Below are 13,376 nucleotides of genomic sequence, written 5' to 3' on the forward strand. Positions count from 1 at the left end.
ACCACAAGTTTATATAAGTTAAGGATTACTATTATGGAAACAACAGTTACAGAACTACGATTTGCACTAGATACCTTTTATTTTTTAATATCAGGTGTACTAGTTATGTGGATGGCAGCGGGTTTTGCCATGTTAGAAGCAGGTTTAGTTCGCTCTAAAAATACAACTGAAATTTTAACTAAAAACATCGTTCTGTATGCAATTGCATGTACTATGTTCTTATTAGTTGGTTACAACATCATGTATGTTGATAACAGCGCTGGTGGTTGGTTACCTTCTTTTGGTTCTCTTATTGGTTCACCTTCTGAAGGTGCAGATCATTCTTTAGAATCTGATTTCTTCTTCCAAGTGGTATTCGTTGCAACAGCAATGTCTATCGTATCGGGTGCAGTAGCTGAGCGTATGAAGCTATGGGCATTTTTAATCTTCTCAGTATTCCTAACTGGTTTCATCTATCCTATGGAAGGTTACTGGACATGGGGCGGTGGTTTCTTAAGCGAAGCTGGTTTCAGTGACTTCGCTGGTTCAGGTATTGTTCATATGGCTGGTGCAGCTGCAGCATTAGCAGCGGTTATCTTACTAGGTGCTCGTCGTGGTAAATACGGTAAAGATGGAAGTGTTCATCCAATCCCAGGTTCAAACATGCCACTTGCTACATTAGGTACATTCATTTTATGGATGGGTTGGTTCGGCTTTAACGGTGGTTCTCAACTACTTGTTTCTGATGCAGAAAATGCAACAGCAGTAGGTCAAATCTTCTTAAACACTAATGCAGCAGCAGCAACAGGTGCTATCGCAGCTTTATTAGTAAGTAAATTTAAGTGGGGTAAAGCAGATTTAACAATGATTCTAAACGGCGCATTAGCAGGTTTAGTTGCAATCACTGCTGATCCACTATCACCATCTCCATTAGCATCTGCATTCATTGGTCTAGTTGCTGGTGTCATCGTTGTTTACAGCATCGTAGGTCTTGATAAATTAAAAATTGATGATCCAGTAGGTGCTATCTCTGTACACGGTGTATGTGGTTTATTTGGTCTGTTAATTGTACCAATGTCTAACGATGGTGCATCTGTGATGACTCAGCTTTACGGTGCAGCAGTTATCTTCGGATTTGTATTCATCGCATCATGGGTTGTTTGGTCAATCATCAAAGTAACTATGGGTATTCGTGTTACTGCAGAACAAGAAGATGCTGGTATGGATATGCACGATTGTGGTGTTGAAGCTTACCCAGAATTTAAAAACTAGTAATTAATAAGTCTTGCATCATTGATGGTGCGACTTAATTACTAAAATAATTTAAATCCCCATTTTAGTTAATAAAATGGGGATTTTTTTATGTAAATAATTAATAAATAACTTAGACTGTTATTAGGTTATACCGATGACATTCATTAGTGGTTGGTATTATTATTTTAATTAAGGAATGATAATGTTAAAAATAAAGTCTCTATTAAGCCTATCTACTCTCGTTTTATTAACTGCTTGCTCTACTAGTGATCCGGTGCAGGAAACGGCTGTAGGAGATATCCCTGGATGGATCTTAAACCCTCAGATTGATGATGGAATTGCCGTTTCTGAATGTGTTTTATGGTCTGGCAATATGTCTATTGATAAACAGCAAGCTGTTGCTAATGCGCGTACATCTTTAGCCCAACGTATTGAAACACGTGTTAGTGCGATGGATAAAACATACCGTGATAAAATTGAAGCATCTTCTGGTGTTGAATCAGGTACAACTTTCTCAAGTGTATCTAAACAAGTTACGCAGCAAACTTTGGTGGGCACCAATCCAATTCAAACAGATATTGTAGATATTGCTGATAAAACTAATTTATGTGTATTAGTTGGTATTGGCCAACAATCAACGCAAGCGATCTTTGATCAGTTGATTAGTGCATCTGAGCGTACAGTTAATGCACAACAAAAAGATATTTTATACCAAGAGTTTAAAGCAGAACGTGCTGATCTCGCGTTAGATAAAGAGATTGAGAAACTAAACGCTCAATAACTAGTTAAAAATTAATGGCATTAAATTAATTTAGTGCCATTGTTCTCAACTTTACCTACCCCTTAGTCTTTAATTTCTCCCCGCATTACAACTTACCTTCACTCTATTTCAATATAAATTAATACCTATTTTTAGTTAATGGCATAGTAATTGCTTTTTACAAGTATCAGTGTCAAAAATAGGCTAATCATTATGAATATTAACGCAGCATCAATGTTTAAAGAGTTACAAACACAAAGTGTGGAAGCAAAGGGATTAAGTCGTGAATTAAACACTTCTTCAGTCAATCCTGCTCCTGCTGATTTTTCTGCCATGCTAAAACAAGCAATTGAAAATGTGAATGGTTTACAGCAGAACACTTCTGATTTACGTAATGGTTTTGAAATGGGCGATGAAAATGTCAGTTTATCTGATGTGATGATTGCAGCTAACAAATCAAGTTTAGCTTTTGATGCAACCGTACAAGTGCGTAATAAAATGGTTGAAGCTTATAAAGAAGTTATGAGCATGCCTGTTTAATCAGCTTTTGTTAAAAGTAAATTCGTTAAAAAGGAAGTCCTGTGTCTGATTCAGCAAGCAACGCAAATCTATTGTTAGAAGGGAATGATAATGAAGTGGCAACTCCGCAAAAAAGCGCGGTGTCATCATTTTTCTCTAATGTAGATGTATTACGTCAAATTAGCATGATTATTGGTTTGTTAATCGTGTTAGCGATTGTTGTGATCATTTGGTCATGGGGGAAGGAAGCTGAATATCGTCCATTAGGGACTTATCAGACAGATGAGCTTATTTCCACATTAGACTTCTTAGATCAACAGAAAATCCCTTATAAGCTTGAAGGTAATAATGTATCTGTTATGTCGGATCAATATCAAAAAGTAAAGCTGCTGATGACACGAGCAGGTTTAGCCAATGATGATGCGGATAATGGCGATGATATTTTATTACAAGATATGGGGTTTGGTGTAAGTCAACGTGTTGAAAAAGAAAGATTAAAACTAAGTCGTGAACGCCAATTGGCACTTGCGATTAAAGAGATGAAAAATATTACGAATGCGCAAGTCTTATTAGCTATTCCAAAAGAGAGTGTGTTTGCTCGTAAAGAAAGACAAGCTAGTGCTACGGTTGTTGTTACTAGCGCACGTTCTTATGCGTTATCAGCGCAGGAAGTCGATTCAATTGTTGATCTAGTTGCATCTGCAGTGCAAGGGCTTTCACCAAATAATGTAACAGTAACAGATCAAAGAGGCCGTTTATTACATTCTGGTAGTAGCACGGGTAGCTCAGCGCAAACGAGTAAAGAATTTGCTATGCAGCGTGAAAGAGAGGATGAATATAAGTCAAAAATTGATGCTATTCTTATACCTGTATTAGGTATTGCAAATTACACCTCTGAAGTTGATTTAGTAATGGACTTCACTGTTGTCGAAGAAACTAAAAAAACCTTTAACCCCTCTAATCAAGCAGTTCGCAGTGAGATGCTGATCGAAGATAAATCATCGTTAGGTGCAGTTATTGGCTCTGTTCCAGGGGCGTTATCTAACCAACCACCTGCTAATGGGGCAATTCCTGAAGAGTTAGAGGAAGCAGCAGAAAATGCAAAAGCAGAGAACAATGGCGCTTCTCGTACAGAATCGACACGTAATTATGAAGTTGACACTACCATCACTCATACTAAACATAAAGTTGGTAAGGTAGATAGGTTAGCGGTTTCAGTGGCATTAGATTATACCAAGTCAACTAATGATGCCGGTGAAGTTGTTTATACGCCACGAAGTGCAGCAGAAGTAGAAAATATTAAACAACTGTTACTTGGCGGATTAGGAATTAATGTAGCACGCGGCGATATTTTGGCACTGGCATCAGTTAGTTTTAACCGTCCTGAGCTGCCTGTAGAGCCAGAGAAAGCATTATGGGAAACGGAAAGCTTCCAAGGTTATGTAAGATTTGGTGGTAGCTTATTTGTCATTATTTTGACTTTGTTATTAATTGTACGCCCAATTATGAAAAAACTCTTATACCCTGAGTCGCTTGAAAATGCAGAAGAATATGAATTAGGCGGTGCTATTGGCTCAGTAGAGAATGATAACTTACAGATGTTGTCGGATGATGATAATGAAAGTCTTGAGTTTGGAATGAGTAATGGTCAGTTTAAATTACCTGACCTACATAAAGATGAAGATCTATTAACAGCGGTAAGATCTTTAGTGGCCAATGAGCCTGGTTTATCAGCACAAGTAATTAAAGAGTGGTTAATACAAGATGAGTGAGAATGAAAACAATAAAGAGTCAACCAAGGTTGCTACTTTCGATGTTGCTGAGTTAACCGGTGTAGAAAAATCTGCGTTATTAATGTTGAGTTTAACACCTGCAGATGCTGCTCAAATATTCAGGAATTTAGAGCCAAAACAAGTACAAAAGTTAGGTATGAAAATGGCGGCTTTAGAAGATTCTTCTCAGGCAAAAGTAAGTAGTGTACACCGTGCTTTTATCGAAGACATTCAAAAGTACAGTAACATTGGTTTAGACAGTGAAAACTTTGTTCGTTCGTCATTAATTGAAGCGCTTGGTGAAGATAAAGCAGGAAACTTAGTCGATCAAATCATTTTAGGCAGCGGCTCTAAAGGCTTAGATTCTCTTAAGTGGATGGATGCCCGTCAGGTTGCAAGTATTATTTTAAATGAACATCCGCAAATTCAAACCATTGTTTTATCTTATTTAGACCCTGAACAATCAGCTGAAATTTTAACGCAATTTCCTGAAAAAGTGCGTCTAGACTTAATGATGCGTATTGCAGACTTAGAAGAGGTGCAACCAGCTGCACTACAAGAACTCAATGAGATTATGGAGAAACAGTTTGCTGGTCAAGCGGGTGCACAAGCAGCGAAAATGGGTGGTGCTAAAGCGGCTGCCAATATTATGAACTACTTAGATACAGCAATAGAGGGGCCGTTAATGGATTCCTTGCGTGAGTCTGATGAAGATATGAGCCAACAAATTCAAGATCTTATGTTTGTGTTTGATAATCTTATCGACGTAGATGACCGTGGTATTCAAACGCTATTACGAGATGTTCCGCCAGATCAATTGCAGCTAGCCTTGAAAGGTGCTGATGAACAACTTAAAAATAAAGTGTTGGCGAATATGTCAAAACGTGCAGCAGAAATGCTTGCGGATGATATCGAAGCAATGGGGCCTATTAGAATTAGTGAAGTTGAAGCTGCACAAAAAGAGATCCTTAATATTGCTCGACGATTATCCGATGCTGGTGAGTTAATGCTGGGTGGCGGCGGTGGAGATGAGTTCTTATAATTTTTAAGACAATAGCTCCTGCGAATACTGAATAATAGGGTAGATAGATGGCTTCTAATAATGATGACGACAATACATTTGAGAAATGGTCAATTCCAGATTTCGAACAAGATGTTTCAATTGATGGAAATAACACAGATCTTTTCGGTCGTCCTGCAAGTTGGTATCAAGATACTCCCGCTGAAGAAAATGAAACAAAAGAGGAAGGCCCAAAACCCTTAACTTTAGAAGATATTGAAGCGATTCGTGCATCGGCTTATGAGGATGGGTTCAATGAAGGTAAGGAAGCCGGATACAACAAAGGTCTAGAAGAAGGCAAGTTACAAGGCTTGGGAGAAGGTCACGAAGAAGGTCTTGCACAAGGGCTACAGGAAGGTTTAACAGAAGGGCAAGTCAAAGTAGATGTACAAACTCTACACTGGCAGCAATTGGTTTCACGTTTACATAGACCATTAGAAAAACTAGATGAACACGTCGAGTTTCAATTAATTACCTTAGCAACTAGTTTGGCAGAGCAGATGGTACGTTGTGAGGTCACGGTTAACCCTCAGGTTGTGTTACAAGCTTTGAAGCAAGGCATTGAAGCACTCCCCGTCAATGAACAACATATTATTATTAGCTTAAATCCTGAAGATTTAAGCTTTGTACAAGATGCCTTCTCTGAAAAAGAGTGTGAAAAACGTGGTTGGGATCTTAGATCTGAACCAACCCTATTACGTGGAGATTGCCAAATACAAACTCAAACATCGAGTATTGATTACGCTTTCTCAACACGTATTACCCAAGTTTTAAAACACTTCTTAAAAGAAAATTATCAGAACACACCTGAAGTTAGTAATGATGGTGAGCTGAGTAATGATCACCCTATAGATTATGAAATGCAAACGGAAGATATGCTAAATAAAGCTGCTGAAGCCTTTGAAGAAAATGAAAAAGATGAAAGCCATGTCGATAGTGAAGAGCCAAGTGTAGAAGTTAAACCAGAAGCTACGGAAGATCTTGCTGAAGATCCGCAACAAAACAATAAAACCACAATGGAAGCTGATGAATAGTTTAGCGCAGCGTATTAACCAGTACCAAGTAGGTGAGTCCATTATTCACCCCGTGGTAGCAGGAAAGCTAGTAAGAGTTGTTGGGTTAACTTTAGAGGCTGTAGGTTGTAGTGCTGCAGTTGGTAGCATGTGTAAAGTTGAAACCAATGATGGTTATATTGATGCTGAAGTGGTGGGTTTCTCTGGTGATCGTTTATTTTTAATGCCAAGTGAAAGGTTAACTGGAGTGTTGCCCGGTGCAAAAGTTATTCCCCAAACAAAAGAGATAGGGATTCCTGTTGGGATGGAGTTACTTGGCCGAGTGCTTGACGGTATGGGGAACCCTATTGATGGTAAAGGTGATGTTAAAACTAATAACATGAGTGGCTACCAAAATACTCGTATTAATCCTCTCTCCCGTAAAGCAATTAAGTCTCCACTAGATACTGGCATTAAAGCTATCAATGCACTATTAACCGTTGGTCAAGGCCAGCGAATGGGGCTGTTTGCAGGCTCTGGAGTTGGTAAGAGTGTGTTATTAGGTATGATGACTCGCGGCACAAATGCTGACGTGGTAGTCGTTGGGTTGATTGGTGAACGTGGTCGAGAAGTCAAAGAGTTTATTGAGGAAATATTAGGTGAAGAAGGCCGATCTAGGGCGGTGGTTATTGCCGCTCCCGCTGATGCGTCACCTTTAATGCGTTTAAAAGGCTGTGAAACGGCTTTAACCATTGCAGAATATTTTCGTGATCAAGGTCTAAATGTATTATTGCTGATGGATTCTTTAACACGTTTTGCACAAGCACAACGTGAGATCGCATTGGCTATTGGCGAGCCTCCAGCGACAAAGGGCTATCCGCCGTCTGTTTTTGCTAAGTTACCTGCCTTAGTTGAGCGTGCTGGTAACGGTAATGACAATCAGGGATCAATTAGTGCTTTTTTTACCGTATTAACTGAGGGTGATGACTTACAAGACCCTATTGCGGATGCATCTCGTGCTATTTTAGATGGGCACATTGTATTATCCAGAAACTTAGCCGATGCAGGGCATTTCCCTGCAATTGATGTGGCTAAATCGATCAGTCGAGTAATGCCGATGGTCACTTCAGATGAGCATCAAACCCTGGCACGAGTACTAAAACAAACATATTCGCTCTACGAAGAAAATAAAGAACTGATCACTATCGGAGCTTATGCGCGTGGAAGTGACCCTCGTATCGACAAAGCAATATTAATTAAACCTAGGTTGGATCATTTCTTGCAACAAGGTATGAAAGACAGCATTAGTTACAATGATTGTTTGACACAACTTGCCGTTTTGACGCAGGAGTTTGTAAATAGCTAAAGGATTACATTATGGCAGTGAATGCATTACAGCTTGTTTATGAGCAAAGAGAGAAGCAAGTTGATCAAGCATTAAAAGTTTATCAACAGGCTAAAAATGAACTTTTTGAGCAACGTAATCAATTGCAAAACCTACATCAATACCGTCGTCAATATATTGCTCAGTTAAGCGAGAAGGGATCACAAGGTTTAACGGTTTCTACTTTGAGTAAATACCAACAATTCATCGTTCAAATCGATCAAGGTTTAAGTAATCAACAATCTTCTCTTGTTAAATTTGAATATGCAGTACGTGAAGCAAAGCGAAAGTGGACTGATAGCCAGGTAGCTCATAAGGCAATGGGACTATTATTAGAGAAAAAAGCACTTGAAAAAATTAAGTTAGAAGACAAAAAAGAACAACAATTATTAGATGAATTTGCGACTTTTCAGTTTTTCAGAAATAAACAATCACAGCAAGAATATAACTAATCATTATTTAAATTAATGATTATAACCATCTACTTAACGGTAGATAATATTTAAATATAGAGAGAATTTTTATGGTTCAGCCTTTGATGTTACCTAGTACAACAACTAGTGATTTGAAAGCACATAAAGAGAGTGAAATTGTAAATCAGTCTATTTTATCTGGCGAGCAAAGCGGTTCTGAACAAAAGCAACAGGCTTTTTCTCAACTGTTAAATGATAATATTGAAGAACATAAAATACTTAATACAGCTGCTAGCTTTGAAAATTCGGTTGATGAGAATGAGTTTAAAGCATCTAAAGATCAGAGTGATCTTGAGACCAAAAAACAGGCGCTCCCTCAGTTATTAACTAATAAAGTTGAAGGTAATAAAATATCCGAAGTAGCAGTTTCAACTAACTCAGAGTTGAAGGTTCAGGAAGGTAAACTACAAATAGGTGTAGCTGAAAGTGATGAGGATAGACTTGACATTCAGAATACAAAAAATTTATCTGCTTCATCAGAAGAGCTTAATAAAACTAATGTACAGCCTCAAGCACCTCAAAGTAATAATGATGCACAACTTGCTGAACAAGAAACTGACCTAGCTACCTTTAATGAGGCGACCGATCAAACCCAACTTAATTCAAGTACCATTAATACTGATCAATTAGGTGATAAAAGCTCTCTTCAATTAACCAGTACTCTTGTTCCTGAACAAGCTGTAGAGGTTGCATCGCCTCAGCAGACGCCAATAATATTATCGACAGTCAACAGCCATAAAGTCAATGTTGAAAATGATCAGTCATCGAACAGTGAGCAACTCGACTTTCAAGGTATCGATGATATTGACGGCAATAACCTTGATGATGAAACAGATGAAACAGAAGAAATAGAAAAAGGCGCTGGTTTGGCATTTGAAAATGTATTTGAACAACCAAGTACATTAAACAAAAATGATATTGAAGATTTAGAAGTGAATAAAAGTGAAGCTTTTACATTTGATAATTTGAATGGTCAAGTTACTAAAGACAATTTTGGTATTCAAGAGGACTCAACTGAAGGTGTTGATTCAACAGTTTCGTTAAACAACGGAGATGCAATAAAATCGCAACAGGCTCAATTATTATCTAGTATTCAGGATGCACAACAAATTAATACGAATGTTAATAATCGCAGTGAAAGTAGCTCTACTAATAGTATCGAAAAAATGAGCCTATTAGGAGCAAAAGAAAGTGTTCAATCTTCTATGCTTAATGCATCGCAAGAGCAAGCAGCCGCATTAGAGGAAGGAAAACAAGAAGGTTTATCAACTTTAAGCAATAAAACAATAGAGCTTACTAAAGAGCAATCTAATCTAGTGTTGCCAGATTCAGTGCAAGAGAATGAGCCCTTAGATAGTAAAGACAGCACGCTGCCCACATTAAAAGTAGAGGGACAAGCTCTTACCCAAACAGTTATGGATGTGAATGGCGCTAAACCTATTCAAACCAGTATTATTCAGTCTGATAAGCTAGTATCAATGAATCAGCATATGCAAGCGACGAATAACCTTTTGCAAGAACCATTAGATATTCAATCTAAACAAGCTGCTCATATGATGGGAGAGCGCGTAATGATGATGTTGTCCGAAGGTAAGCAAGAAGTACAAATTAGATTAGACCCTGCGGAATTAGGGTCTATGTTTATTAAAGTGCAAGTTCAGCAGGATCAGGTTCAATTAAATATTCAAACTCAAGCTAGCTTAAGTAAAGATATTATTGATCAAAATATGCCACGGTTAAGAGAACAATTAGCACAGCAAGGTATTCAGTTAGGTGATGCAAATGTTGAGCAACAATCTCAACAGCAACAACAGTCTGAACAGCGCCAATCGATGCAAGCGATGAATAGCCGTAGTGCTAGTCATACTGATATAGTTGAAGATAATAGTACTGCCATTTGGATGCCTTCAAAAATCGCTTCTAATGAGCAAGGAATTGATTATTATGCATAATAATTTTTAAACTTCTTGGATTAACGGAAAAATGACAATTAAAATCAGTGTATTATTTACCTAGGTTTAAATCCTATAAACATTGGTTTTTTTAAGGAGAGTATTGATGGCCGAAGAAAATGAAGCAACTGGTGAAGCACCTGCAGGTAAAAAGAAATTAATCATTATTATAGTAGCAGCTGTATTAGTCCTAATTATCGCAGGAGCTGCTGTTTTCTTTCTATTTTTTAGTGGTGATTCAGAAAGCGAAGATATAGCAAAAGACGTTGCTGTAGAAGAAGTACAAAAATTAGAAGCTAATTATGTGCCGATGCCGAGACCGCTTGTATTTAATGTTACGGAAGGGAATCGGAATCGAACTGCACAAATTAAAGTACAGTTAATTGTTGATAATAAAGCGGACACTACGTTAGTACGTAAACATATTCCTTTATTAGAAAGCACGTTAGTAACGGTATTTGGCGAAGCTTCTGTAGATCAGTTACGCAGCCCACAAGGGAAGAATGAATTACGAATGACTGCGCTTGAAGAGCTGAATAAAGCCACTAATTTGGTTGAGCAACGTGCATTAATCCATACGGTATTATTTACCGGTTTTGTTTTACAGTAATAGATAAGGGTTAAGCATGGATTTATTATCTCAAGATGAAATCGACGCGCTATTACATGGTGTTGATGATGTCGATGAGGACAGCGGTGATAATAGTGAAACTGACTCGGGTGATACCCATGCTCATTTTGACTTTTCATCACAGGACAGAATTGTACGTGGACGGATGCCGACCTTGGAGTTGGTTAATGAACGTTTCGCTCGTCATTTGCGCATTAGTTTATTTAATATGTTACGTCATACCGCTGAAGTATCTATTAACGGCGTACAAATGCTTAAATTCGGTGAATATGTTCACACATTATTCGTTCCTACCAGTCTTAATATGGTGCGTTTTCGCCCGTTGAAAGGAACAGGGCTAATCACCATGGAAGCCCGCTTAGTTTTTATTTTGGTAGAAAACTTTTTTGGTGGAGATGGGCGTTACCACGCTAAAATTGAAGGCAGGGAGTTTACGCCAACTGAACGACGTATCATTCAGATGTTATTAAAAATAGTATTTGAAGACTACCATAATGCTTGGGCTCCAGTAATGGATGCAGAATTTGAATACCTTGATTCTGAAGTGAATCCGGCAATGGCTAATATTGTGAGTCCAACAGAAGTAATTGTAGTTAATTCATTTCATATTGAGCTTGATGGCGGCGGCGGTGATTTTCATATTGCTATGCCTTATTCTATGTTGGAACCAATTCGTGAATTATTAGATGCAGGTGTTCAAAGCGATAAAGAAGATACCGATCAACGTTGGTCTCAAGCGCTTGAAGATGAAATCATGGATGTAGATGTTGGGATTGATGCTACGGTTGTTGAAAAAGAGTTGTCATTACGAGAAATGATGCATTTGAAAGCCGGAGATATTATTCCGGTGGACTTACCTGAGAGTTTGTTAGTGTCAGTTGAAGGTTTGCCTAGTTTTCGTGCCACATTAGGTAAGGCAAATGATAATTATGCCTTAAAAATAACAGAAAAGATTAATCGACCTGAAATTCAAAAAACACAAATTCAGTTAGAAGATTTAAGAGAAGTTTAGTAATACTGTTGCAGATGTAATAATAGGAATTAAATAATGAGTACAGAACAAGATATGGCTGATGATTGGGCTGCTGCATTAGAAGAGTCTGAGAGTGCTGAAGCTAAAAGCATTGATTTAGATGAGCTCAAAGACACCAAAAAACCAATGAGTGATGAGGAGTTGGAACGTCTAGATAGTATTCTTGATATCCCAGTCACTATTTCAATGGAAGTAGGGCGTAGTAAAATTAACATTCGTAATTTGCTACAACTTAATCAAGGTTCAGTTGTGGAGCTAGAGCGTATTGCTGGTGAACCACTAGATGTATTAGTTAATGGTACTTTGATTGCTCATGGTGAAGTGGTTGTTGTAAATGATAAGTTTGGTATCCGTCTAACCGATGTGATCAGTCAAACTGAACGTATTAAAAAACTAAAATGAAGCTATTCAAATGGATGATTAGCGCTATAACAGTGGCATCAAGTTTACCTGCAATAGCGCTTGAGGAAACAAGTAAACGTCCGGAGTTAGCTATTGGTACTATGCTTGGTTCTTTGATTTTAGTACTTGCTTGTATCTTTTTATTTGCATTTTTAATGAAAAAGAGCAACTTGATCCGTCATGGTGGTCAACACAGTGCAATTAAAGTGATTTCAACGCAAGCTCTGACTAATAAAAGCCGTGTACAAATCATCGAAGTGCGTGGTAAGCAATACTTGTTAGGTGTCAGTGAGCATTCAGTTAATTTACTTGACCAGTTAGAGCCCGTTGATCAAGAAGTTATTGATACTCCTGAAAACCCCTCATTTAAAGATGCGTTTGCAACTGTCTTATCCAAAGTAGGAAAGAAAAATAATGAATAAACTACTCTGGCTATTAACCTCAAGTCTAATAATATTTGCGCCACAAGTGTTAGCCGACCCAACTGCTTTATCTGCAGTGACCGTAACAACTAGTCCAACAGGCGATCAGGAATACAGTGTTACGTTGCAAGTATTAGCTTTTATGACGGCATTGAGCTTCTTACCGGCAATGCTAATTTTAATGACTTCCTTTACTCGTATTGTAGTGGTCATGTCGATTCTTCGCCAAGCGCTAGGCCTACAAAGCTCACCATCTAATCAGGTGATTAATGGTATCGCTCTGTTTTTGACATTCTTTATCATGGCTCCTGTATTTGATCGCATTAATGAAACTGCTCTACAGCCTTATCTCAATGAAGAAATGACTATTGTGCAAGCATTGGAAGAGGGCAAAAAGCCGATGATGACGTTTATGTTGTCACAAACGCGTTTAAAAGATCTTGAAATGTTTATGGAAATTGCAGATGTACAAGTTGATACGCCTGAAGAAGTGCCTATTACCGTATTAATTCCCGCTTTTGTAACCAGTGAGTTAAAAACGGCTTTTCAAATCGGCTTTATGTTGTTTATTCCTTTTTTGATTATCGATCTAGTAGTGGCGAGTATCCTTATGGCTATGGGGATGATGATGTTATCGCCAATGATTATTTCTTTACCGTTTAAGTTAATGTTATTTGTATTAGTGGATGGCTGGAATTTAGTCATGGGCAGTTTAGCTAATAGTTTCGGGTTGTAAGGAGACT

14 protein-coding genes are annotated in these 13,376 nt (G+C 38.0%); all 14 read left to right on the forward strand.

The genetic code is table 11. The annotated features are described in order from the left end of the window. Nucleotides 1–33: 33 nt before the first annotated feature. The 14 genes from V5290_RS08525 to fliP all read left to right on the forward strand — a co-directional run bounded on the left by V5290_RS08525 (nucleotide 34) and on the right by fliP (nucleotide 13,369). The gene (locus V5290_RS08525; protein WP_333384068.1) at nucleotides 34–1,251 is read left to right on the forward strand and encodes an ammonium transporter; all 1,218 of its coding nucleotides are present in this window, start codon (nucleotides 34–36) and stop codon (nucleotides 1,249–1,251) included. 184 nt (nucleotides 1,252–1,435) lie between these two features. Continuing rightward, entirely contained in the window at nucleotides 1,436–2,014 is a 579-nt protein-coding gene (locus tag V5290_RS08530; protein WP_333384070.1) for a hypothetical protein, read from the forward strand. 192 nt (nucleotides 2,015–2,206) lie between these two features. Next, nucleotides 2,207–2,533 (forward strand): flagellar hook-basal body complex protein FliE, encoded by a 327-nt coding sequence (gene fliE, locus V5290_RS08535; RefSeq protein WP_333384073.1) that lies wholly within the window; start codon nucleotides 2,207–2,209, stop codon nucleotides 2,531–2,533. Between the two features lie 41 nt (nucleotides 2,534–2,574). Beyond that, nucleotides 2,575–4,284, forward strand: a complete 1,710-nt coding sequence (gene fliF / locus V5290_RS08540; RefSeq protein WP_333384076.1) for a flagellar basal-body MS-ring/collar protein FliF — start codon at nucleotides 2,575–2,577, stop codon at nucleotides 4,282–4,284. After that, nucleotides 4,277–5,326, forward strand: a complete 1,050-nt coding sequence (gene fliG / locus V5290_RS08545; RefSeq protein WP_333384080.1) for a flagellar motor switch protein FliG — start codon at nucleotides 4,277–4,279, stop codon at nucleotides 5,324–5,326. Before fliF ends, fliG begins: the two co-directional genes overlap by 8 nt. Nucleotides 5,327–5,373: 47 nt before the next feature. Then, nucleotides 5,374–6,378, forward strand: coding sequence for a flagellar assembly protein FliH (fliH, locus tag V5290_RS08550; RefSeq protein WP_333384083.1), 1,005 nt, complete (start codon nucleotides 5,374–5,376; stop codon nucleotides 6,376–6,378). After that, entirely contained in the window at nucleotides 6,371–7,702 is a 1,332-nt protein-coding gene (gene fliI / locus V5290_RS08555) for a flagellar protein export ATPase FliI (RefSeq protein ID WP_333384086.1), read from the forward strand. The genes fliH and fliI overlap by 8 nt, the downstream gene beginning before the upstream one ends. Nucleotides 7,703–7,713: 11 nt before the next feature. Then, nucleotides 7,714–8,172, forward strand: a complete 459-nt coding sequence (fliJ, locus tag V5290_RS08560; RefSeq protein ID WP_333384088.1) for a flagellar export protein FliJ — start codon at nucleotides 7,714–7,716, stop codon at nucleotides 8,170–8,172. Between the two features lie 71 nt (nucleotides 8,173–8,243). Further along, nucleotides 8,244–10,145, forward strand: a complete 1,902-nt coding sequence (locus tag V5290_RS08565) for a flagellar hook-length control protein FliK (RefSeq protein WP_333384092.1) — start codon at nucleotides 8,244–8,246, stop codon at nucleotides 10,143–10,145. A gap of 106 nt (nucleotides 10,146–10,251) precedes the next feature. Further along, nucleotides 10,252–10,755 carry a flagellar basal body-associated FliL family protein gene (locus V5290_RS08570; RefSeq protein WP_333384094.1) on the forward strand — a complete coding sequence of 168 codons (504 nt, stop codon included), beginning with the start codon at nucleotides 10,252–10,254 and terminating at the stop codon, nucleotides 10,753–10,755. A 16-nt stretch (nucleotides 10,756–10,771) separates the two neighbouring features. Beyond that, nucleotides 10,772–11,788: a flagellar motor switch protein FliM gene (gene fliM, locus V5290_RS08575; protein ID WP_333384097.1), complete on the forward strand. Its 1,017-nt coding sequence runs from the start codon at nucleotides 10,772–10,774 to the stop codon at nucleotides 11,786–11,788. A 36-nt stretch (nucleotides 11,789–11,824) separates the two neighbouring features. Continuing rightward, nucleotides 11,825–12,211 carry a flagellar motor switch protein FliN gene (fliN, locus tag V5290_RS08580; RefSeq protein WP_333384100.1) on the forward strand — a complete coding sequence of 129 codons (387 nt, stop codon included), beginning with the start codon at nucleotides 11,825–11,827 and terminating at the stop codon, nucleotides 12,209–12,211. Beyond that, the gene (fliO, locus tag V5290_RS08585; RefSeq protein WP_333384102.1) at nucleotides 12,208–12,633 is read left to right on the forward strand and encodes a flagellar biosynthetic protein FliO; all 426 of its coding nucleotides are present in this window, start codon (nucleotides 12,208–12,210) and stop codon (nucleotides 12,631–12,633) included. The genes fliN and fliO overlap by 4 nt, the downstream gene beginning before the upstream one ends. Beyond that, complete coding sequence (gene fliP / locus V5290_RS08590) at nucleotides 12,626–13,369, forward strand: flagellar type III secretion system pore protein FliP (protein WP_333384104.1); 744 nt, start codon at nucleotides 12,626–12,628, stop codon at nucleotides 13,367–13,369. Before fliO ends, fliP begins: the two co-directional genes overlap by 8 nt. The last annotated feature ends 7 nt before the right edge of the window (nucleotides 13,370–13,376 follow it).

The sequence above is a fragment of the Psychromonas arctica genome (genome assembly GCF_036697365.1).
GTDB classification, from domain to species: domain Bacteria; phylum Pseudomonadota; class Gammaproteobacteria; order Enterobacterales; family Psychromonadaceae; genus Psychromonas; species Psychromonas arctica_A.

Bases quoted from the DNA above. Each gene is read 5' to 3' on its own strand.
- V5290_RS08525 (WP_333384068.1), top strand. From the start codon at position 34: ATGGAAACAACAGTTACAGAACTACGATTTGCACTAGATACCTTTTAT.
- V5290_RS08530 (WP_333384070.1), top strand. From the start codon at position 1,436: ATGTTAAAAATAAAGTCTCTATTAAGCCTATCTACTCTCGTTTTATTA.
- fliE (WP_333384073.1), top strand. From the start codon at position 2,207: ATGAATATTAACGCAGCATCAATGTTTAAAGAGTTACAAACACAAAGT.
- fliG (WP_333384080.1), top strand. From the start codon at position 4,277: ATGAGTGAGAATGAAAACAATAAAGAGTCAACCAAGGTTGCTACTTTC.
- fliH (WP_333384083.1), top strand. From the start codon at position 5,374: ATGGCTTCTAATAATGATGACGACAATACATTTGAGAAATGGTCAATT.
- fliI (WP_333384086.1), top strand. From the start codon at position 6,371: ATGAATAGTTTAGCGCAGCGTATTAACCAGTACCAAGTAGGTGAGTCC.
- fliJ (WP_333384088.1), top strand. From the start codon at position 7,714: ATGGCAGTGAATGCATTACAGCTTGTTTATGAGCAAAGAGAGAAGCAA.
- V5290_RS08565 (WP_333384092.1), top strand. From the start codon at position 8,244: ATGGTTCAGCCTTTGATGTTACCTAGTACAACAACTAGTGATTTGAAA.
- V5290_RS08570 (WP_333384094.1), top strand. From the start codon at position 10,252: ATGGCCGAAGAAAATGAAGCAACTGGTGAAGCACCTGCAGGTAAAAAG.
- fliM (WP_333384097.1), top strand. From the start codon at position 10,772: ATGGATTTATTATCTCAAGATGAAATCGACGCGCTATTACATGGTGTT.
- fliN (WP_333384100.1), top strand. From the start codon at position 11,825: ATGAGTACAGAACAAGATATGGCTGATGATTGGGCTGCTGCATTAGAA.
- fliO (WP_333384102.1), top strand. From the start codon at position 12,208: ATGAAGCTATTCAAATGGATGATTAGCGCTATAACAGTGGCATCAAGT.
- fliP (WP_333384104.1), top strand. From the start codon at position 12,626: ATGAATAAACTACTCTGGCTATTAACCTCAAGTCTAATAATATTTGCG.